The organism is Lentzea sokolovensis (assembly GCF_033949975.1).
GTDB classification, from domain to species: domain Bacteria; phylum Actinomycetota; class Actinomycetes; order Mycobacteriales; family Pseudonocardiaceae; genus Lentzea; species Lentzea sokolovensis.
Genome location: NZ_JAXAVU010000011.1, coordinates 150,460 through 169,751, shown reverse-complemented (window position 1 = coordinate 169,751; position 19,292 = coordinate 150,460). Strand labels below are relative to the sequence as shown.

Annotated in this window: 16 protein-coding genes; 7 read left to right on the top strand and 9 right to left on the bottom strand. The window is 69.2% G+C overall.

Going from position 1 to position 19,292, the window contains the following annotated elements; translation table 11 throughout:
- Nucleotides 1-41: 41 nt before the first annotated feature.
- From SK854_RS27620 to SK854_RS27595, 6 genes are all read left to right on the top strand, one after another.
- On the top strand, nt 42-620 hold the full coding sequence (locus SK854_RS27620) for a TetR/AcrR family transcriptional regulator (RefSeq protein WP_319978027.1): 579 nt from the start codon (nt 42-44) through the stop codon (nt 618-620).
- On the top strand, nt 617-1,948 hold the full coding sequence (locus SK854_RS27615) for an FAD-binding oxidoreductase (RefSeq protein WP_319978026.1): 1,332 nt from the start codon (nt 617-619) through the stop codon (nt 1,946-1,948). Before SK854_RS27620 ends, SK854_RS27615 begins: the two co-directional genes overlap by 4 nt.
- Nucleotides 1,949-1,957: 9 nt before the next feature.
- Nucleotides 1,958-2,782 carry an alpha/beta fold hydrolase gene (locus SK854_RS27610; protein ID WP_319978025.1) on the top strand — a complete coding sequence of 275 codons (825 nt, stop codon included), beginning with the start codon at nt 1,958-1,960 and terminating at the stop codon, nt 2,780-2,782.
- Nucleotides 2,783-2,845: 63 nt separating this feature from the next.
- Entirely contained in the window at nt 2,846-3,295 is a 450-nt protein-coding gene (locus SK854_RS27605) for a MarR family winged helix-turn-helix transcriptional regulator (protein ID WP_319978024.1), read from the top strand.
- Nucleotides 3,292-3,687, top strand: coding sequence for a DUF5313 family protein (locus tag SK854_RS27600; protein ID WP_319978023.1), 396 nt, complete (start codon nt 3,292-3,294; stop codon nt 3,685-3,687). The genes SK854_RS27605 and SK854_RS27600 overlap by 4 nt, the downstream gene beginning before the upstream one ends.
- 6 nt (nt 3,688-3,693) lie before the next feature.
- Nucleotides 3,694-4,023, top strand: a complete 330-nt coding sequence (locus SK854_RS27595; RefSeq protein WP_319978022.1) for a hypothetical protein — start codon at nt 3,694-3,696, stop codon at nt 4,021-4,023.
- Here the strand turns inward: SK854_RS27595 and surE are convergent.
- From surE to SK854_RS27580, 3 genes are all read right to left on the bottom strand, one after another.
- The gene (surE, locus tag SK854_RS27590; protein WP_319978021.1) at nt 3,986-4,741 is read right to left on the bottom strand and encodes a 5'/3'-nucleotidase SurE; all 756 of its coding nucleotides are present in this window, start codon (nt 4,739-4,741) and stop codon (nt 3,986-3,988) included. The two genes, SK854_RS27595 and surE, sit on opposite strands and share 38 nt — an antisense overlap.
- A gap of 4 nt (nt 4,742-4,745) precedes the next feature.
- The gene (locus SK854_RS27585; RefSeq protein ID WP_319978020.1) at nt 4,746-5,612 is read right to left on the bottom strand and encodes a 1-phosphofructokinase family hexose kinase; all 867 of its coding nucleotides are present in this window, start codon (nt 5,610-5,612) and stop codon (nt 4,746-4,748) included.
- 97 nt (nt 5,613-5,709) lie between these two features.
- The gene (locus tag SK854_RS27580) at nt 5,710-7,437 is read right to left on the bottom strand and encodes a family 20 glycosylhydrolase (RefSeq protein WP_406601837.1); all 1,728 of its coding nucleotides are present in this window, start codon (nt 7,435-7,437) and stop codon (nt 5,710-5,712) included.
- A 115-nt stretch (nt 7,438-7,552) separates the two neighbouring features.
- On the opposite strand from SK854_RS27580, the gene SK854_RS27575 reads away from it, so the two are divergent.
- Entirely contained in the window at nt 7,553-9,115 is a 1,563-nt protein-coding gene (locus tag SK854_RS27575; protein WP_319978019.1) for a hypothetical protein, read from the top strand.
- Here the strand turns inward: SK854_RS27575 and SK854_RS27570 are convergent.
- The 6 genes from SK854_RS27570 to SK854_RS27545 all read right to left on the bottom strand — a co-directional run bounded on the left by SK854_RS27570 (nt 9,096) and on the right by SK854_RS27545 (nt 19,246).
- The gene (locus SK854_RS27570; protein ID WP_319978018.1) at nt 9,096-10,184 is read right to left on the bottom strand and encodes an FAD-dependent monooxygenase; all 1,089 of its coding nucleotides are present in this window, start codon (nt 10,182-10,184) and stop codon (nt 9,096-9,098) included. The two genes, SK854_RS27575 and SK854_RS27570, sit on opposite strands and share 20 nt — an antisense overlap.
- A 90-nt stretch (nt 10,185-10,274) precedes the next feature.
- A complete protein-coding gene (locus SK854_RS27565; protein ID WP_319978017.1) occupies nt 10,275-12,428 on the bottom strand; it encodes a terpene synthase family protein in 2,154 nt (717 codons plus the stop codon).
- A 144-nt stretch (nt 12,429-12,572) separates the two neighbouring features.
- Nucleotides 12,573-13,205, bottom strand: coding sequence for a Uma2 family endonuclease (locus SK854_RS27560; RefSeq protein WP_319978016.1), 633 nt, complete (start codon nt 13,203-13,205; stop codon nt 12,573-12,575).
- 276 nt (nt 13,206-13,481) lie between these two features.
- The gene (locus tag SK854_RS27555) at nt 13,482-15,524 is read right to left on the bottom strand and encodes a tetratricopeptide repeat protein (RefSeq protein ID WP_319978015.1); all 2,043 of its coding nucleotides are present in this window, start codon (nt 15,522-15,524) and stop codon (nt 13,482-13,484) included.
- Nucleotides 15,525-15,734: 210 nt separating this feature from the next.
- A complete protein-coding gene (locus SK854_RS27550; RefSeq protein WP_319978014.1) occupies nt 15,735-18,668 on the bottom strand; it encodes an AfsR/SARP family transcriptional regulator in 2,934 nt (977 codons plus the stop codon).
- Complete coding sequence (locus SK854_RS27545; protein WP_319978013.1) at nt 18,659-19,246, bottom strand: nitroreductase family protein; 588 nt, start codon at nt 19,244-19,246, stop codon at nt 18,659-18,661. Before SK854_RS27545 ends, SK854_RS27550 begins: the two co-directional genes overlap by 10 nt.
- Nucleotides 19,247-19,292: the final 46 nt, after the last annotated feature.

Sequence of the window (19,292 nt, the reverse complement as noted above, 5' to 3'; positions counted from 1 at the left end):
AACTTCTGGCAGTAACTGACGCTTCGCGCTACCGTGGCGACGTGGACACCTTGACCACGCGCGCCGCGAAGGACCTGCGCACCCGCCTCGCGATCCAGGAGGCGGCCATCGCCCTGTGCCTCGACCAGGGCTTCGCCGCCACGTCGACCAAGGCCATCGCCGATCGCGCGGGCGTCTCCGAACGCACGCTGTTCCGCACGTTCGGCACCAAGGCCGCGATCTTCTGGTACGACGCGTTCCTCAGCCGCGTCGTCCGTGCCCTCGCCCCGGACCCGGATCCCGTCGCGGCGCTCACGACGGCCGTGCGCACGGCCATCGACACGATCACCCCCGAACAGTGGGCGCTGGAACTCGGCCGCCGCGCGGTGATCGTCAAGGAACCGGACCTCATCGCGACCGGCACGCAGGAGCTCAACACGGGCGCCGCGCGGATCGCGACGATCCTGACCCCACCGCTCGCCTCCCCCGACCAGGCCTTCGACCTGGTGCTCTTCGCCCGGTTCGCGGTGGCGGGCATGGGCGCGGTCCCCATCCACGCCGACACCACGCCCGCCGAATGGGGCGCGGCACTGGAACGTGTCACGCACAAGGCCGCGCACGGCGCGTTGGAGCGATCATGAAGCTGCCGAACCTCATCACCGACCCGAACACGCTGGCCGGCCTCAGTCACGACGAGGCCGAGTGGGCACCGGCGGGCACGCCGTACGCGGCGCTCCGACCGCAGTCCACAGAGGACGTCCAGCAGGCCGTGAAAGCCTGCGCCGAGCACAACGTCCCGATCGTGCCGCGAGGTGCGGGCACGGGCCTGTCCGGCGGCGCCAACGCGACGGACGGCTGCCTGGTCCTCGATCTGAGCCGGATGAACCGGATCCTCGAGATCGACCGGGACAACCTGCTCGCCGTCGTGCAACCGGGCGTCGTCAACGACGACCTCAAGAAAGCCGTTGCCGCGCAAGGACTCTGGTACCCGCCGGATCCGGCCAGCTCACCGTGGTCGACGATCAGCGGCAACGTCGCCACGAACGCGGGCGGCCTGTGCTGCCTGAAGTACGGCGTGACGCGCGACTACGTGCTCGGCCTGGAAGCCGTGCTGGGCGGCCCTGTCCCCTACGGCACCGCGGTGCGCCTGGGCAGGCGCACCACCAAGGGCGTCGCCGGCTACGACCTGACCAGCCTGCTCGTCGGATCCGAGGGCACGCTCGGCGTCGTCACCGAGATCACCGTCCGCCTCCGCCCGGCCCCACGGCCCGCCGGCACCGTCGTCGGCGCGTTCGACAGCCTCGTCGCCGCAGGTCAGGCCGTTGCGCTGAGCACCAGCCGAGGCCTGCAACCCGCCGCGCTCGAACTGATCGACCGCGCGTGCCTGCAGGCCGTCGAGGACTGGAAGCATCTCGGCATCGAACCGGACACCGAGGCGATGCTGCTGGCCCGCGCCGAGACGCCCGACGACGCCGACGGGCTGGTCGCGGCCTTCACCGACGCGGGCGCCGTCTGGACGGAGCGGTCCACCGACTCGACCGAGGCCGAGGCCCTCTTCGCCGCCCGCCGCCTCACCTACCCGGCGCTCGAACGCCTGGGCCCGCTGCTCACCGAGGACGTCTGCGTGCCCCGGTCCGCGGTCCCCGCGATGCTCGCGCACATCGAGGAGATCGGTGCGCGCCACCAGGTCCGGATCGCGACCATCGCCCACGCCGGCGACGGCAACCTGCACCCGTTGCTGATCACCCCGCCGGGCGACGACAACGCCAGGATCGCGGCGCAGGCGGCGTTCGAGGACATCATCGACCAGGCCCTGGCGCTGGGCGGCACCGTCACCGGCGAGCACGGCGTCGGCCTTCTGAAGCGCGACGGCATGATCCGCGAACTCGGCCCCGGCGCGCACGCCGTGCAGCAGGCCATCAAGCACACGCTCGACCCGCTGAACCTCTTCAATCCCGGCAAGGCCTAAGGAGTCCGCATGTTCGTTCCGGTAGACGGTGGCGACCTGGCCGTCGAGATCCACGACGGCGACACTCCGCCCGTGCTGGCGATCCACGGCGTCAGCGGCAGCCGCAAGCTCTGGAACTGGGTGGCCGCCCACCACTTCTCCCTCATCGCACCGGACCTGCGCGGCCGCGGCGACAGCTCCGAGGTCCCCGGCGCGGGCATCGGTCAGCACGCCGACGACATGGTCCGCGTGCTCGACGCCCTCGACCTCCAGACCGTGACGGTCTGCGGCATGTCCATGGGCGCGTACGTGGCCGCCGATCTGGCCGTGCGTCATCCGGACCGCGTGCGCACGCTCGTGCTCGTGGACGGCGGCTTCCCGATGCCCGCCCACGCCCAGATGACCGAGGAACTGCTCTCAGCCGCGTTCGCCCCGCAGTTGGCCGCGCGCGAACGCACCTGGACCGTCGACGAGTACCTCGCCGTCCAGGCCATGGTGAACCCGCTGATCGACGCCACCGACCCACTGATCCGCGACTACTTCGCCCACGACCTGACCTCCGACGGCCACCTGAGGCTCCCGGCCGACACCCTGGTCGCCGACGCCACCGACGTCATCTTCGGCAAGTCGCGCTGGCGGGAACTGACCGTGCCGACCTGGTTCCTGCACGCCGAGTGGAGCACCGGCCCGGACAGCCCGCCCGCCTACACCGTCGAGCAGGCCCAGGAGTTCCGCACCGCACTGCCCGTGCTGCACGAACCCGTGCTGATCAACGAGGTCGACCACGGCGGCACCGTGATGACCCGCGCGGGCGCCGCCGTCACCGCCGAGGTCCTCGCGGAAGCCTTGAAGTGACCGTCTGAGCACTGCGCCACACCTCCTGGATCTCAGCGCGCCTCCGAGTTAGTGTGTACACCAATGATTAGTACACCAAGTATTCCGGAGAACCCGCTCGAACTGGAGCGGCAGGTCTGCTTCGCGCTGGCCGTGGCCAGCCGGACGGTCATCGCGGTCTACCGCCCGATCCTGGAGCCGCTGAACCTCACGCATCCCCAGTACCTGGTGATGCTGGCGCTCTGGGAACGGTCGCCGCGCACCGTCAAGGACCTGAGCAACGTCCTGCAGCTCGACCCCGGCACCCTCAGCCCGCTGCTCAAGCGGCTGGAGGCGGTCGGCTACGTCGAGCGGCAGCGGGACAAGGCGGACGAACGCGCGCTCGCGCTCACCCTGACCGAGGCCGGGCAGGAGCTGAGAAAAGAAGCGCTGAAGATTCCCTTCAAGGTCGTGGAGCAGCTCGACATGACGTTCGAAGAGCTCGCGCAGCTGAACCAGGTGCTGCACAAGGTGATCGCCAAGGCCGTCCGATGAACCCGGCATTGAAGCTCTGGTACTACGCGGGTGGCAGGCTGCCGCAGAAGTACCGGGAGTTCGTCTTCGACGACGTGACCGGTCCGAAGTGGTTGGTGCGCTTCACGGTGCGCAGTCTTGTGCAGGTCACGCCGCTGACGACGGCCATCACGCTGGCGCTGGTCTTCGGACTCGGCTCGGCGTGGCCACTCGCAATCGCGTGCGGAGCGCTCGGTTTCGTTGTAGGACTGTACTTCGCGCTCTCCTACGCACCCGAAAGCGTGGATTACCGGCTCACGAAGTACGGGTATCCACGAGGGTCGGCGACTCAGGGTCGCCGGGAACGAAACGCCGTGAGGGACCGCGCGCGACAGGCGAAGTACGACGCGGTCTGGCGGCGATCCGAAGGGTAGAGACCCATGGCCTTGCTGAACGATCAGTTCGAGTTCACGAGGCCGCAGGCGCTCACTCTCACGGCGGGCTTGCTGCAGCTCGCGTTCGGATGGTTCGACGTGTTCGGATTGGACCCGAACTACCACGTGGTCCAGATCGGGGTCGGGGCGCTGGGCGTCGCGATGGCGTGGCGGCACGACCTCGCGCGGATGTACGGGATTCTCCTGCTGTTGTCGTTCGGGATGCTGGCTTTCTCGCTCAACGACCTGACGACCGAAAGTTTTCTCGAGGTGCGGACGGCCCTGATCGGGCTCGTGATCACGCTGGCCAGGCCGGCAAAGCGCGCTCAGAACTGACGTCGCGGTCCACCGAGCGCAACGCCGTCACGGTCGCGAACCCCTCGGCCAGCAACGCCGTGTCCGTGCCGGGCACCAGTGACTCCTCTGCGTAGACGTGGACGAGCTCGACCTCGCCGTCGTCCCGTTCGTCCACCCGGCTCTGCACGGTGCCGAACCGCGCCAGCTCCGCCCAGCGAAGTCCGCGCACGTCGGCGATGTTCGGCACGTTCACCGACAGCACCGAGGCCGCGGGCATCTCCAGCAGCAACGGCAGCACGACGCGCACCACCTCGCCCGCCTTGTCCCACAACGGTTCCGGCTCGTCCAACCCCACGTCGAGCGACACCGCCATCGACGTGACGTCGTTCAGGTGCCCGGTCAGCGCCGCGCCGACGGTGCCGGAGTGCAGGATCGCGCGGCCCACGTTCGCACCGAGGTTCACCCCGGACAGCACCACGTCGGGCTTGCCGCCGAAGCCGCCGCGGCACGCGATGAGCGAGATCAGCCCCGGATGCGCCGCGACCGCGTAGGCCTCCACGTCGAGGCCGGGCAACGAACGGCGTTCGCTCGCCACCCTGCCGTTCTCGCCCGCCGCCGCGACGGAGGCGCTCGTGCCGCTGGCCTGGGTGGCCGGTGCCGCCACCACCACCTCCAGGCCTGCCTCCAGGGCCGCAGACGCCAGCACCGCCAGGCCGGGCGAGTCGATTCCGTCGTCGTTCGTGATCAGCGCGCGCATCCGCTCATTCCTCGATCGGCTCCAGTTCCACGCGTTTGCTCAGCTCGCGCACCGCCTCTCCGCCTCCGCTGCCGAGGCCGTGGCGGGTCACGTTGACCGCGCCGGCGGCCGCGCCGAGCTTCACCGCGTCCGTCAACGACATACCCAGCGCGAGGCCCGCCGAAATCCCCGCGGTCATGGAGTCACCCGCGCCACGCGTGTCGACGGGCTGCAGCTGAGGCATCCGCACGAGGTACAACTGGTCTTCGAGCAGCGCCAACGCCGGTTCGTCGGCACGGGACACCACCACGCCGTGCACGCACGAAGAAGCGATCTCGCGGGCCTTCTTGATGAGCTTGGGCAGCTCTTCCTCGCCCAGTTCCTCGTGCGACACCTTGACGACGTGCGGGCCGCCCCGCACGGCCTCGGCGAGCCGTTCCCCCGCCAGGTCGACGATCACGCGGCAGCCGTTGCCGGTCAGGTCGGAGGTGAGGCGGAAGTACGTGTCGTGGGGCAGCACCCGGTCGTCGGACGGCCCGCTCAGCACGGCTGTGCCCGCACGGATGCCTTCCACCAGCGCCGACTCGTACACGTCGTCGAGCTCGTGCCGGGACAGCGCGTCCGGGAGCATCTCGACCATCTCGTCGCGGCTTCCGTCACGGCGATCATGCACGTAGGCGCCGTTGCGTGCGGCGACTTCCCGTGCCTGAAGCTCGACGTGCTCGCCTTCCAGCAAGGTGCGCAGCACACGGCCCGTCTCACCGCCGAACGTCGCGCACACCACTGCTTCGACGCCGAGGGCAGCGATCATCCTGGACTGCCAGAAACCCTGGCCACCGGCGTGCAGGTGCACGTCCGGTTCGCCATCGAGGTCCTCGACGGTGACGGTCAACTGAGGGGACGGGGCAAATACGGCAACTCGGGCATCCACGACAACCTGATACCCGGTGCGAACGAGTGCTACTCGTCCGCACCGGAGCAATCAGCGATCAGCAGACGCCGCCGTCGCGCCAGACACCCCACTGGCCGGTGGTGCCTGGTTCCTCACCGCGCGTCCACCACTGGGCGTTCCACTTGTGGCCGTTGTGGGAGACCACGTTGCCGCCGGTGTAGACCTTGTCGCGCTCCCACGCCGGCTGCGTGCAGGGGCCCGGTCCGGGGCCGCCGGTGTCCCACGGCACCTGGGTGGACCTGTAGAAGTTGATGCCCATGGTCGTCCAGCGCGGGCCCTGGTTGCCCAGGCGCACCTTGAACTGGTCCCAGTTGTGCGTCGACCACGGCGACCAGGCCAGTTCGGCGATCGCGCCGAGCCTCGGGAACGCCATGAACTCGATGTCCTGCCCGGTCACCAGCGTCTCGCTCCACAGTGGAGCTTCGACGCCGCGGACCGCGGACTCCGGCACGCCGCTCAGGTGCGTTCCGGGGTTCCAGTCGTACGCGGTCTGGACCTCGATCAGACCGGCCCACGACAGGCCCAAAGGCGTGCTGGAGTTGTACTTCATGTCCAGGTACGCCTTGTTCGCGGGCGACATGATGACTTTGTGACCGCGTGCCGCCGCTGCCTGCACCACGGCGTTGGACGTCGAGGTGCCCCAGTACTGCGGGATGGCGGTGGTGTCGGTGGTGGTCTTCACGAACTCGTGCCAGCCTAGCGCGGTCTTGCCGTACTTCTTCACGATCGGCAGGGTGCGGTTCATGAACGTCTGGTAGTCGGCGTCCGGCGTCGAGTGCGCCTCGTCGCCGCCGATGTGGAAGTACGGGCCGGGCGTGAGCGCCGCGATCTCGCGGATCACGTCGTCCACGAACTGATAGGTGATCTCCTTGCCCACGCACAACGAGGAGTAGCCGACCTCGATGTCCGTGCGCAGCGGCGGAGCCTGGCCGTTGCAGTTGAGCTCCGCGTACGAGGCCAGTGCCGCGTTGGTGTGGCCCGGCAGGTCGATCTCGGGGATCACCGTGATCTTGCGCGAGGCCGCGTACTGCACGATCTCGCTGTACTGCGCCTTGGTGTAGTAACCGCCGGGGCCGCCGCCGACCTGCGTGCTGCCCCCGTAGGTGGCGAGGCGCGGCCAGCTGTCGATCACGATCCGCCAGCCCTGGTCGTCGCTCAGGTGCAGGTGGAAGTAATTGATCTTGTAGAGCGCCAGCTGGTCGATGTAGCGCTTGACCGTGGAGACCGGGTGGAAGTGGCGGGCCACGTCGAGCATCGCGCCGCGGTAGGAGAACCGCGGGTAGTCGACGATCAGCGTGCCCGGCACGGTCCACGGACCGGCCTGCGCGGTCGTGCTCTCCACCTTGGCGGGCAACAGTTGCCGCAACGTCTGCACGCCCGTGAACAGGCCCTCGGAGGTGTTGGCGCGCAACACGATGCTGTTCGCGGCGACGTCGAGCTGGTAGCCCTGTTCCCCGACCGTGCCGGGTGCGCCCGAGAGCAGCAGCGAGATTCCGTCCGCCGGGGTTCCTGTCGCGTCGGACACCGGCAACGCGTACCCGGTCGAGGGCCGCAGGACTCCGGCGAGGAAGGTGCCGACGTCGCGTGCGGCCGGAGCCGTGTAGATCTTCGTGGCGGCCGTCAGGGTGTGCGTGACACCGCTTCTGGCCTGCACCGACACCGGGACCGGCACCAGGCTCTGCAGTGGTTCCGCGGCTTGCGACTGCGCGCTGACGGACAACGCTGCCGTGACAGCGATGACCGCGGCGAGAACGCGAGTTCTCACGACTCCTCCTCACGAGTCGGGGGGCGGCGACCCTGCCTTCAGCCTGCTCAGACATCCCTTTTGTCGTCAATGGTCTGAGCCAATTCTTTGCTCGGGACATGCCAGAATCACGGGCGTGGGGGACTTCCGAAGGCTGATCGACGACGTGGTGCCCGTGATCGAGGCGCTCATCCCGGACGAGCCGGCGGCGCTGCTGGGCCGCCACACCGAGCGCAGGAGGCAGGACCACTTCGCGGTCGGTTCCGTGGTGCAGCAGGCGTTGCACGCGTTCCCCTCACTGCCGGCGGAACGGCTGCTCGGCGCGCTGGAACTGGGCGTCGCCCGGCTGGACCTGACCGCGCCCGCCGACCTCGTCGCGCGGCTGCGGCCGTTGCCGGACGGCAGCAGCTTCGGACTGATGTCGATGAGCGGTCAGAGCGCGCTGGCCACGCCGATGAGCATGGTGAACGCGGTGCACCAGGGCGCCACCGACCTGATCGTCGAGCAGGTGCGCGCGATGCTCCCGGACCTGAGCGAGGTCACGGGCGACGAGGCGGCGATCGCCACCAAGCGCGGGGCGGCGCACCTGGCGGTGGCCGTGGCGGTGTCCAGGGCGATCCTCAACGCGCTCGGCACCCCGACCGCGGCCGATCCGGTGGCGGCCATCGGGATCGCGATCGGCGCGGCCGCCGAGATCCTGCCGGACGTCCCCATGCCTCCCGCCTACGAGAGGGCGTTGCTGGAGAAGCGGCGCCGGGAGTACCAGGGCATGTCCTGGAGCACGAGCGCGCAGGTGTTCGACCACGAGTTCGTGCTGGTCGAGGAACTGGGCAAGACCAAGGCGGACTTCACGGCGACGGGCCTGGCAGGCGCGATCGACACCGGGTTCGCGGTCCGCACGGGCATCGAGCAGGGCCAGGTCCCCGTCTCCGTGAGGGTCCTGCTGGACGAACCGGGCCCGCCGGATCTGGAGAGCTGGGACGAGGTCGCCGAGATCAGCTACGTCGCGGTGGAGGGTGACGCCAGGTTCGGTCACGGCGCCACCGCTCCGTGGCCGGGAGAGTTCCGCGTCCGAGTCTGCGCGAGCGGCCGTGACGAGGACGACGAACGCTACGAGCTGACGATCTGGCCGCAACCGATGTCGGATCCGTTGCTGCACAAGAAGACCGACCGCGTCGGGCACCTGCTGCGCGGCGAACCGGCGCCACCGCCGATCTCCCGTCCTGAGCAGCCGTACCGCTGGCTCAAGGAAGTGCTCGGTGAGGCGGCGACGGTCACGATCATCACGAACGCCGGCGTGGACGACGTCGTGGGCGAGTTCGAAGAGGACTCGATCGCCCTGGAGATCGACGGCGGCGTGCTCGTCGTGGAGGGCAACAACTGGCAGGGTTCTCGCGGCGAGGTGCTGGAACGCCTGTCCCGCAACGGGAAGGCCGCGAGCCACTACTGGAACGTCAACCGGCTCACGCGGCTGTCGTTCGCCCGCGCCGGTCAGGTGATCGACGCCCAGGAGGTCATGGGCCACACCTCGTTCGGCGACGCCGAGATCCAGGAAGCGTTGGAGGGCTTGAGCTTCGCCGACTACCGCCACCTCGACGCCAAGGGGATCACGGCGGTGGTGAGGTTCACCGGTGCCGTGATCCCCGAGGACGAGGTCCGTGCGGCGATCCAGGAGAAGATCAGTAGCTGGGAAGGCTGAGGCTGTTGACGACGTCGGCGAACTCCTCCGTGGGCGCGCCGCCGTTCGCCTGGTTCTTCAACGCCATGTCCTGGTTCGCGACCACGTACGGCCGCAGGATCTCCTCGTAGCGCTCGAAGGCGGTCGACGGGTCCTTGGCTAGCTCACCGGCGAGCACGTACGCGCCGATCAGGGCCATGCTGGTGCCCTGCCCGGACAACGGCGAACCGCAGTAACCGGCGTCGCCGAGCAGCACGACGTTGCCGCGGGACCAGGAGTCCATCCGGATCTGGCTCATCGAGTCGAAGTGGAAGTCCGGCGCCTCCCACATGTGCTTGAGCGCGGTCTGCCACGCCCAGCCCGCGTCGGCGAACTTCTCGGCGATCAGGGCGCGCTGGGCGCCGACGTCGCGGTGGTCGAAGTCGGCCACACCGTTGAAACCCATGTACACCCGGCATTCCGCGTTCGACCGGGCGCTCATGATGCCGCCGCCGACGACCTCGCCCTGCTGGAACGTCTGCCAGTGGTCGAGGCCGAGGAAGTTCGGCGCGGTGAAGACGGCGAGGTTCATGCCGAGGTGCGTGATGAACTCCGACTCGGGGCCGAACGCGAGCTTGCGGACGTTGGAGTGCAGGCCGTCCGCGCCGACGATGACGTCGAAGTCGCGCGGTGCCGCCTTCTCGAACGTGACGCGGGTGCCGTCGATCGAGGTGATCGTGTCGTCGAACAGGTACTCGACGCCGTCCGCCGCGTCGAAGAGCATCCGGGCGAGGTCGTCGCGCAGCAGTTCGACGTCGGGGCTCGACAGGTCGCCGCCGCTCAGGGTGTGCGTGGTGGAGCGGTAGAGCTCGTTGCCGTCGGCGTCGACCACGTTCATGCCGCGCATGTTGGTGCTGAACGACCTCAACTGGTCGCCGAGGCCCATGCGCTCGATGACCTCCAGGGCCGGGCCGCGCACGTCGATGGCCTGACCGCCGGGCCGCATGCCGCGTGCCCGCTCCACCACGGTGACGCTGAAACCGTGGTGACGCAGCCAATGAGCGAGCGCGGGTCCGCCGATGCTGGCGCCGGAGATCAGGACGTTCTTCATGGTGTTGCCCCCTGTGAGTCGGTGTTGCTCACAAGGTGCGGGCAGGCGCTGACCGTCCACTGACCGTCGGCGGTCAGCGCCTGACGGCGGCTACCGGGTGAGGAGCCGGGCGGCCGACGTGCCGAGGCCCGACGGGCCCTGGCTGAACGCTCCCGAGTTCACCGGGGTCCGGATCTCGTCCTCGCCGTACCGGCTCGTCTCCTCGTGCCAGTTGATGATCGCGACGATCCAGTCCTTCAGCTCGTCGGCGTACCGGGTGAGCGACGCCCGCGTGGCCGAGTCCAGTGAGAGGTCCTCGAACATCTTCGGCAGGTGCGTGTCGACCGACGCGATGAACTGCCCCAGGCGGGCGTCCATCAACGCGTAGGTCAGTTCGAAAGCGCGGGACTGCGAAACACCGAGGAAGGTCTCGACCACCTTCACCATGTTGTGCACTTCGCCCTCGTACTGAATCTCCTTCAAGTACGAGAAGACGTCGTTGAGCATGCAGCAGTAATCCATGGCCGACCGCTCCATGGTCTGGATGACCCTGGTTCCCCAGATCTCCGGCGGCACCGTCGTCGAATGCGAAAAGCGCGACAGCGACGTCGTCAGCTCGGAACCGAACGTCGACCGCCGCATCTCCAGGTAGTCGACGGGGTCCGGCACGCGGTTCTGCTGGATGTTGACGACTTCCCACACCCACGCGTCCACCATGTCGTCCACGGTCTGCCGGAACGTCGTGCGGAACTCGCCGGACATGGGGCCCGCGGTCTTCCGCCAGAGGTCGGCCAGGCTGCGTTCCATCGCGTTGGCCGGCGCCACGGTCAGCACCATGTCCAGCGGCATGCACTGCTTGAGCCGCGCGGTCTGGATCTTCAACCCGGCCAGGTCCCGCAGCCGCCCGAACACCCACGGGTAGACGTCGTCGGCGTAGGTGCCCCAGGTGAGCCAGGCCGCCGAGAGGAACAGTTCCTCCGGCGTCGCGTCCGGATCGAGCCCCGACGAGCACAGCGCGAGGTCGAAGCCCCGGTGCTTGGCCTCGTCCCAGATGCCCTCGTCGTGGATGCCCATCTCCCGGCCCCACGTGATGACCTCCTCGCGCGCCTGGTCGAGATGCGGCGACAGGGTCAGCGTGAAGGGCGTCCTGAACTCCGGCAGCGCGTACGGCTCGACGACCTTCGGCGTGCTGCTGAACTGCTTGAGCCGCTGCGGCATGGTCTTGGCGTACGAGCCGAGGACGTTCGTGGCGGACAGGCCCGTCCTGGCGCCCTTGTTCATGTACCGCGACGACCGCAGGTGCCACTCGTGGCCGCCCGCCTGCCAGTCCTGCAGGCCCTTCACGTAGCCGAGGACGGCCGCACGCCCGATCGGGTCGACGGCGTGCTCGTCCAGCAGGATCGGCACCTCCGTGAGGGCCGTGTGCTCGAACTGGTGCAGCCGGGACGTCAGCAGGTCGTTGACGGCCTCCGCGGCCTCCTGGGTGGGCACGTCGAGGAACTTCTCGAACACCAGCACGCCGTTGGACAGCTCGCCCTCGTCGAGCACCTCGCGCTCGTAGGAGAACAGGTCGTTGCGCAGGTGCACGGCGTCGCTGAACGTGTCCCGGAGGACCCCGATGGGCCTGGACAGGGCGATGGAGGCCGGCACTTCGAGGCCGACCGCGTGCTCGACGAGGTTCGCGCTCCACGGCGCCCCGCCGACCTTGCGGCGCATCTCGACGTACTCGATGGGGTTGCTGAGCCGCTGCGCGCTGATGTTGTGCAGCTCCCACATCGACTCGTCGAGCAGGTGCTTGGTGTTGTCGGCGAACCGCTCGCGCCAGTCGAGCGAGTGCTTGCCGACCGTGCGGCGCCAGAGGTCCGCGAGTCCCTTCTCGACCGGGTTCTCCGGCGTCGCCGTGATCACGCCGTTGACCGGCATGAACAGCGGCAGCCGGTCGAGGTAGGCCTGTGCGCCCTTGATGTCGGGGTTGCGCTTGTAGAGCTCGACGAAGTGGTCGTCGAAGTAGAAGACCCAGACGTACCAGTCGGTGACGAGGTCGAGCGTCTCACCGTCGCAGTCGGGGTGGGTGTACGCGCAGAGCAACGCGTAGTCGTGCGACTCGAGGTCGTCGTCGGTCCAGATCACCGTCCCGTGCTGTGGCACGTCGATCATGTCCATCTCGTGCGCCCAGGCCCGTGTGTGGACGCGGGCGCGTTCGAGGTTCGGATTCAGCCTGGCCGGATAGGGCGTGTAGAACTCCGGCAGCTGGAACGGCTGCATGTGGTGTGAACCTCCGCGCGGTGGACGTGTCGCGATGCACGCAACCAGCCCGACGCGCGGGGACGCCAGATGGTGAAACGTTGATCCACACGTTCGTAGATCGGTGTCGCCCGTTCAGCCCAGTCCGTTCCGACCGGCGACCACTCAGCGCACCAGTGACTGGGCGCTGAGTTTCACCGCGAACGGGAATTGCAGTTCGATGATCTCTTCGCCGTCGGACCGCGCCTGTTCGACGTAGACGCCGTTCTCCAGGTGCAGGCACCGCAGCCACGGACTGTCGTAGTCGATCATCCAGTAGTTCTCGCAGCCGACTTCCTGGAACTTCGCCCGCTTGAGTTCGAGGTCCACGTGTCGCGTGCGCGGCGAAAGGACCTCGACCGCCAGCACGGGTGGCCCGATGAGCGCCTGTTTCGAGAACTGCTCGCGCCGGCCCACCACCAGGTCGGGGATGAAGACCGTGTCGTCGGCGAGCACGACGTCGACCGGAGCGGGGAGGACCTCCAGCTCCGGTGGGCAGACAGCGGTCAGCGCCACCAGCAGCCGGGCGACCACCCGCTGGTGCACGGGGCGCGGTGAGGGGCTCATGACGAGCACCCCGTCGACGAGTTCGAAACGGTGCCCGTCATCAGGCATCGCCTCCAGATCCGCCCACGTCAGTGGTCTGCCGTGGGGAAACGTCGGGACACCACCCATGGTGCGTTCCACCCCCGCGTCGAGGCCACTGTCCGCCGGACGGATCCCGGCGATGCCATTAGACAAGACTGGTCCGATTCTCACGACTCGCAAGCCCCTTTTGGCCGACCCCGCACCACTGCACGCACACGTCTCCGTCAACACCGTCCCGCAGGGTGAGCAGCGACTGGTCCTGCCGTGGAAGGCACCACCCGGACGGAGCAGCATCATGGTTGCAAACGAACAAGTGACTAATTTTTGATCAATTTTCGGGCGATTTTTGATAACGTCGCCCGCCCTGCCAATTGCCCGCGAATGCGACCCTAACGGAATCTTACGGGTGAGCCAAGCACTCGGTTGGAGCAATACCTCACACCAACCTCATGGATGAAAGATCACATCGCCCAGGACGGGTTTCAAGCCGAATTCCGAGTAAACCGCACGGGCCGCCGCTTCCAGTTCGGCGGCGACTTGAACCTCACCGAGAGCCTGGTGCACGCGAGACAGTTCGAGACGGGCCCTCGCCGCTCCCACGACGTCGAAGTTCGCCTCGCAGAGGACCGCGGCCTCGTGCAGCAGGGTGCGGGCCTGGTCGAGCCGGCAGCGCACGAACTCGTTGCGCCCCAACGCGTACAGCACGAAGCTCTCGCCACGACGATCCCGTGCGGCGCGGGCCAGGTCGAGCGCGGTGGTCAGCACGCCGAACGCCTCGTCGTGCCGTCCGTCCACGGCCAGCAGCTTGCCCAGGCGGTAGTTGATCTGCGCCAGCACCCGTGCGGGGCCGGTTCCGTCGCACGCGGCCAGCGCGGCGCTCAGGCGTTCGCCGGCACCGTCGGTGTCGCCGTCGTACAGGTCGATCTGGGCGAGGTGCTGGAGCACGGACGCCTGGCCGACCGGGTCGGCGAACCGCTCGTACACCGCGAGCGCGTGCTGGTACCACTGGCGGGCGGTGGCGAACTCGCCGGACGAGCGAGCGACGATGCCGAGGTTGCGGTAGACGAGGCCGAGACCCGCGAGGTCGTCGTGGTCCTCGAAGAAGTCCTTGGCGCGCAAAGTCATCTCGTGCGCGAGGTCGTAACGGCTCTGGCTGATGTGCAGCGACGCGAGCGAGCAGTGCAGCACGGCCGCGCCACGCCGGTTGCCCACCTTCTCGCACGCCGCCAGCGCGATGTCGTGCGTGTGCTGCCAGCCTTCGAAGCCGGTGCGCGTCTCGAACAACGTCACCAGCCGGTGCGCCAGCTCCCAGGCCGGCTCGTCCAGACCGGCCCCCGCGGCCAGTTCGACCGCGTCGCACAGGCTCTCGTGCTCGGACTCCAGCCACTCCCGCGGATCGGTTCGCAGCAGCCGGTCCGGCCGCACCACTTCGCGTGCCGAACAGCCGCGCACGACGGAGAAGTCCCCGCCGTACATCGCGGCGTGGGCCTGGTCCAGCAGGTACAGCCAGCCACCGAGCACGCGGCGCAGGGCCTCACCGGCGTCGGACTGACCCGACGCGAACTCCCGCACCAGTTCGGGCACCGCATAGCCGTCCGCGCCGGCCGAGACGAGGTGCGCCGACACCAGTTCGTCCACAGCGGACTGTCCGCGCACGTCCCCGAACGCCACCACCGGCGCCCACGACGGCAACCGCCGCGCGCCCACTCCCGCGAGCAGGCCCAGCAACCGGCGGGCGTGCGGGCTCAGGTCCCCCGCCGTCTCCTCCAGCCGCGCCCGGACCGACAACCCGCCGTGCGACAGGGTCTCCAGCCGCCCGCGCGGATCACGCAGGCGGTCGGCCAGCAGCGCCAGCGGCCAGTGAGGGCGGGCCGCGAGCACGGCCCCGGCGATCCGCACCGTGAGCGGCGAACAGTCCGAGGCGGCCACCAGCGCCTGCGCCGGCGCGCTCTCGGCGGCCAGCCGGTCGGGGCCGATCTGGTTGCCCAGCAACATCATCGCCTGCGCGGGTTCCAGCGGACCGACCTCGACGACGTGGGGCAACTTCAAGGCGTGCCGGGAAGTCACGAGCACCGCGCATCCGGGTGCGTGCGGCAGCAACGGCTTCACCTGGTCGACGCACGTGACGTCGTCCAGCACCAGGAGAAGCGACTGGCGCACGACAGCGTCTCGATAGGCGCTCAGCCGGGCGGCGAAATCGCCGGGGGCGGGCAGCCCGAACGCGGTGAGGAACCGGCCGAGCACCTCGTGCGGGGTCGTGCCGCGCAGCCGCACGAACAGCTGACCGTCCGGGAAGTGGCCGTTCGCGACCCGGTGCGCGGCGTGCACGGCGAGCGCCGTCTTGCCGGTGCCGACCGCGCCGGTCAGCAGCACCACCTGCGGAAACGGGATGATCCGGTCGACGACGGACTGCAGCAGCTCCTCCCGCCCCACGAAGTCGGCGACGGCGGCGGGAAGCTGGTGCGGGCGTGGGAACAGCGCGGTCTGCACACCGCTCCCTTCCGCCGGAGACCTGTCAGCGCAATTCAGTTTCACACAGAATTCCCGCGGCTTCACGGCCCGTGTGATCGTGGTGGGGACGAGGTGGGGACGGGCTTCACGACCCTCGGTGGCAACACCACCGAGGGGAGCTGGGGATGCGCAGGACCACGGACAAGATGCAGCAGTGGGTGGCGTTCGCCGTGCTGGCGGCGGCCGTGATCATGCTGGTGGCGCTGGGGCTGACGCTGTAGCGAGTGCCTGCTTCGCGCGGTCGACGGTCCGCCGCTGGCACAGGCGTTCGGCGGCTTGCACCGCCTCCTCGCCGCAGCGGATCGCGGCGGCCGTGTCCCCGAGCGCGTGGTGCAGGCCGGACAGCTGGATGAGCAGACGTGCCTCGCCCCAGCTCCGCTTGTTGTGGCGGACCAGGTCGAGGCACCGCTGAGCGTAACGCACCGCCGCGTCCAGCCGTCCGTTCAGCTCCGCGTGGAGGGCGAGGGAGATCAGGATCGCGATCCCGCCCTGGCGGTCCCTGACCTTCGTCATGGCCGAGAGGACGGACTCGTCGTCGGGCTGCCTCATCGACTCGCGGGTCTGCCGGAGCATCGCGCGCACCATCTCGCGGGCCTGGTCGAGTCTGCCCATGGCGTACAGCAGGTAGCCGAAGTCGGCCATGGCCATCACGCCGCCGCGCCAGTCGCCCGACTCCCGGTACGCCGCGAGGGTCCGTCCGATGAACGCGACGGCCTCCTCGTCCCTGAACTCGTTGTAGTGCACGTAGCCGATGTCGTGCAGGACCATCGCGCACGACCGCACGTCGCCGTGCGCCGTCAGCAACTCCAGCGACTTCTCGATGTGGACCAGAGCCTGGTCGTTCTCACCGCGCTCCGCGTACACGATGCCGATGTTGTGCAAAGCGTTCGCCTCGCCCGTTCTCGCGCCGATGTGACGCATCAGCGTGAGACCGCGTTGGAAGTACTCCATCGCCTTGTCCAGCTCGCGGCGCTCTCGCGCGATGATGCCGAGAACGCCCAGCGTCGAGGCCTCGCCGCGCAGGTCCTTGATCTGCCGCATCAGGTCGAGCGCCTGGTGCAGGTGTTGCACCGCACGCGGGTCGCTGTCCTCCATGTACGCCGATCCCAGCCCCCGCAGCGCTTCCGCGCGTGCCTTCAGGTCACCGAGCTGGTGCGTGGCCGCCAGCGCGAGGCTCTGCAACTCCACCCGTTCGCGGCCGTAGCCTCGCATCAGCAGGAAGTACGCGATGAGGTGCGGTATCTGCCACGCGTGCTGGTAATGCCCTTGGTAGGCCGCGAGGTACACGGCCGCCTTCAGGTTGAGGCGCTCCTTCTCCAGCCACGCCACCGCGTCGGCGTGCGTCGCGAACCGCAGCGGATCGGCGGGTTCGTACCGGACGGCGGTGTGGATCCGCGGCCGGCCGGGGTTCAGCACGTCCGCGGCCTCAGCCGCGTTGCGCAGGTAGTGGTCGAGAAGGCGGGTGACGGCCTCGGTCTTCTCGTCCGCCTCCACGCTGGCCTTCGCGTGGTCCGCCAGGAGGTCGTGGAACCGGTAGCGGCCGTTCTCCTTCTGCTGCACCAGATGTGCGTCCAGGAGTTCTTCCAGCAGCCGTTCGGCCTCGACCCGTGTCGTGCCGATCATCGCCGCGGCCAGGTGGGCGTCGAAGTCCTCGCCCGTGTGCAGGCCCAGCCGCCGGAACAGGCGCTGCTGCTCGGCCGTGAGTTGCTGGTAGGACAGGGCGAACGCGTCCGCGACGCTGCGTTCGCCCGCGGTCAGCTCGCTCAGCCTCTGCCCGGTGAGGCGGCGGGTCAGGTCCTGCGCGGACCACGCCGGCCTGGTGCGCCAGCGGGCGCCGACGATGCGGACGGCCAGCGGCAGGTAGCCGCAGAGCCGGACGATCTCGCGTGCGGAGTCCAGGTCCTGGTCGAGCTTCGCGCGGCCGATGATGCTCGCGAGCAGGTTCAGGGAGTCCTCTTCGGACAGCACGTCCAGCGAGATCGTGTGCGCGGCGTCCAGGTCGACGAGCCGGCGTCTGCTGGTGACCAGCACCAGGCCGGTGCCGGGCAGCAGCGGACGGACCTGGGAGGTGCTGCCCGCGTTGTCGAGCACGACGAGTGCCTTGCGGTGCGCCATCTCCGCCCGCCACCGGGCGGCGCGGGCGTCCAGGCCGTCCGGGATGTCCTGCGCGGGCACGCCGAGCGCGGTCAGCAACGCCAGCAGCGCGTCGGACGGGGTGCGCGGCTCGACGCCCGCGGTGTAGGAGTGCAGGTCCACGAACAGTTGTGCGTCCGGAAAGCGGGCGGCCAGCCGGTGCGCGGCGCGGACCGCGATCGTGGTCTTGCCGATGCCGGCCATGCCGTCGATCGCGGTGATCGCGACGCATCCGGACGGCACGGCGGCGAGGATCTCGTCAAGGTCGGAGGCACGGCCGGCGAAGTCGGCGATGTCGCCGGGCAGGTCGTTGCGGGCGCGCGGGCGGTTGTCGGCCGTGAGCACCTGCTGGTGGGCCTTCTGCAGGTCCTTGCCGGGGTCGAGGCCCAGCTCCGCGGCGAGTCTGCCGCGGATGTCGTCGTAGGCCTGCAACGCCTCGGTCTGCCGGTCGCAGCGGTGCAGCGCCACGATCAGCTGGGCCCACATCCGTTCCCTGGTCGGGTGCTGGCCCGTCAGCGAACGCAGTTCGGGCACCAGTTGCTCGTGCTCGCCGGCACGCAGGTCCTGCTCGATCCGCGCTTCCAGCGTCGCGAGGTACTTCTCCGTCAACGCGGGCACGTGGTCGCGTTCGAGCGCGTCGCTGCCGATGTCCGCGAACGGGCGCCCTCGCCAGAGCGCCAGCGCCTCGCGCGGCTCCAGCCGGTCGAACCGGTGGACGTCGACCTCGTCGGGCCGCACGTCCAGCAGGTATCCGGCCGGCTTGGTCAGCACCAGCCCCGGCAACACCTCGCGCAGGCGGCCGACCGTGGTCTGCAGGGCGTTGCGCGAACCGCCGACCAGCTCGACGAGTTCGTCCACTCCGACGACCTGACCGGGGCGCAGCAACAAGGCGGCGAGCACCACCCGTCGTTTGCCGGGCGGGATGTGGACGTGGCGCCCGTCGAGCACCACGTCCAGCGGCCCGAGCAGGCCGAACGATCTCACTTCCACTGACCCCAGTGCACGACCTCGTCGAACACCTTGCGCTTGCGCCGCAGCGGCGAGGCACCCTCGGAGACGCCCTCCTCCGCCGAGTGCCCGATCGCGATCATGCCGATCGGCACGTACGTGTCCGGCACGCCGAACGCCGCGCGCAACTCCGGCCACGTCTCCTTGTCCGTGCCGAAGAACACCGCGCCCAGGCCCTCGTCCACGGCCGTCTGCAGGATCAGCAACGCGGCCATGCCGGTGTCGATGTCCCAGTAGGGCACGGGCCAGCGTTCCTCGGTGAGACCGGCCCAGGCCTTGTCGGGCTGCGCGTACCGGTCGAGGTAGACCTGCTTGGACGAGAACGGGATGACGACGACCGGGGCCGTCTTCGCCTCTTCCCCGCCCCACCACTCGAACATCTCGGCGAGCCGCTTGAGCGGCTCCCCCCGCAGGACGAGGAAGCCCTGGCCCTGCGAGAACCCGGCTGACGGACCGCGCACGGCGTTGCGCATGATCCGCTGGATGCTCTCGTCGCTGACCGGCTCGTCGGTGAACTTGCGCACCATCCGCCGACGGCGGACCACGTCCTGGAACTCCATCGCTACCCCCAGATAGTCGAGCCACGACCGTATCAGCGGCCGGGCC

Bases quoted from the DNA above. Each gene is read 5' to 3' on its own strand.
- SK854_RS27615 (WP_319978026.1), top strand. From the start codon at position 617: ATGAAGCTGCCGAACCTCATCACCGACCCGAACACGCTGGCCGGCCTC.
- SK854_RS27610 (WP_319978025.1), top strand. From the start codon at position 1,958: ATGTTCGTTCCGGTAGACGGTGGCGACCTGGCCGTCGAGATCCACGAC.
- SK854_RS27605 (WP_319978024.1), top strand. From the start codon at position 2,846: ATGATTAGTACACCAAGTATTCCGGAGAACCCGCTCGAACTGGAGCGG.
- SK854_RS27600 (WP_319978023.1), top strand. From the start codon at position 3,292: ATGAACCCGGCATTGAAGCTCTGGTACTACGCGGGTGGCAGGCTGCCG.
- SK854_RS27595 (WP_319978022.1), top strand. From the start codon at position 3,694: ATGGCCTTGCTGAACGATCAGTTCGAGTTCACGAGGCCGCAGGCGCTC.
- surE (WP_319978021.1), bottom strand. From the start codon at position 4,741: ATGCGCGCGCTGATCACGAACGACGACGGAATCGACTCGCCCGGCCTG.
- SK854_RS27570 (WP_319978018.1), bottom strand. From the start codon at position 10,184: ATGAAGAACGTCCTGATCTCCGGCGCCAGCATCGGCGGACCCGCGCTC.
- SK854_RS27565 (WP_319978017.1), bottom strand. From the start codon at position 12,428: ATGCAGCCGTTCCAGCTGCCGGAGTTCTACACGCCCTATCCGGCCAGG.
- SK854_RS27545 (WP_319978013.1), bottom strand. From the start codon at position 19,246: ATGGAGTTCCAGGACGTGGTCCGCCGTCGGCGGATGGTGCGCAAGTTC.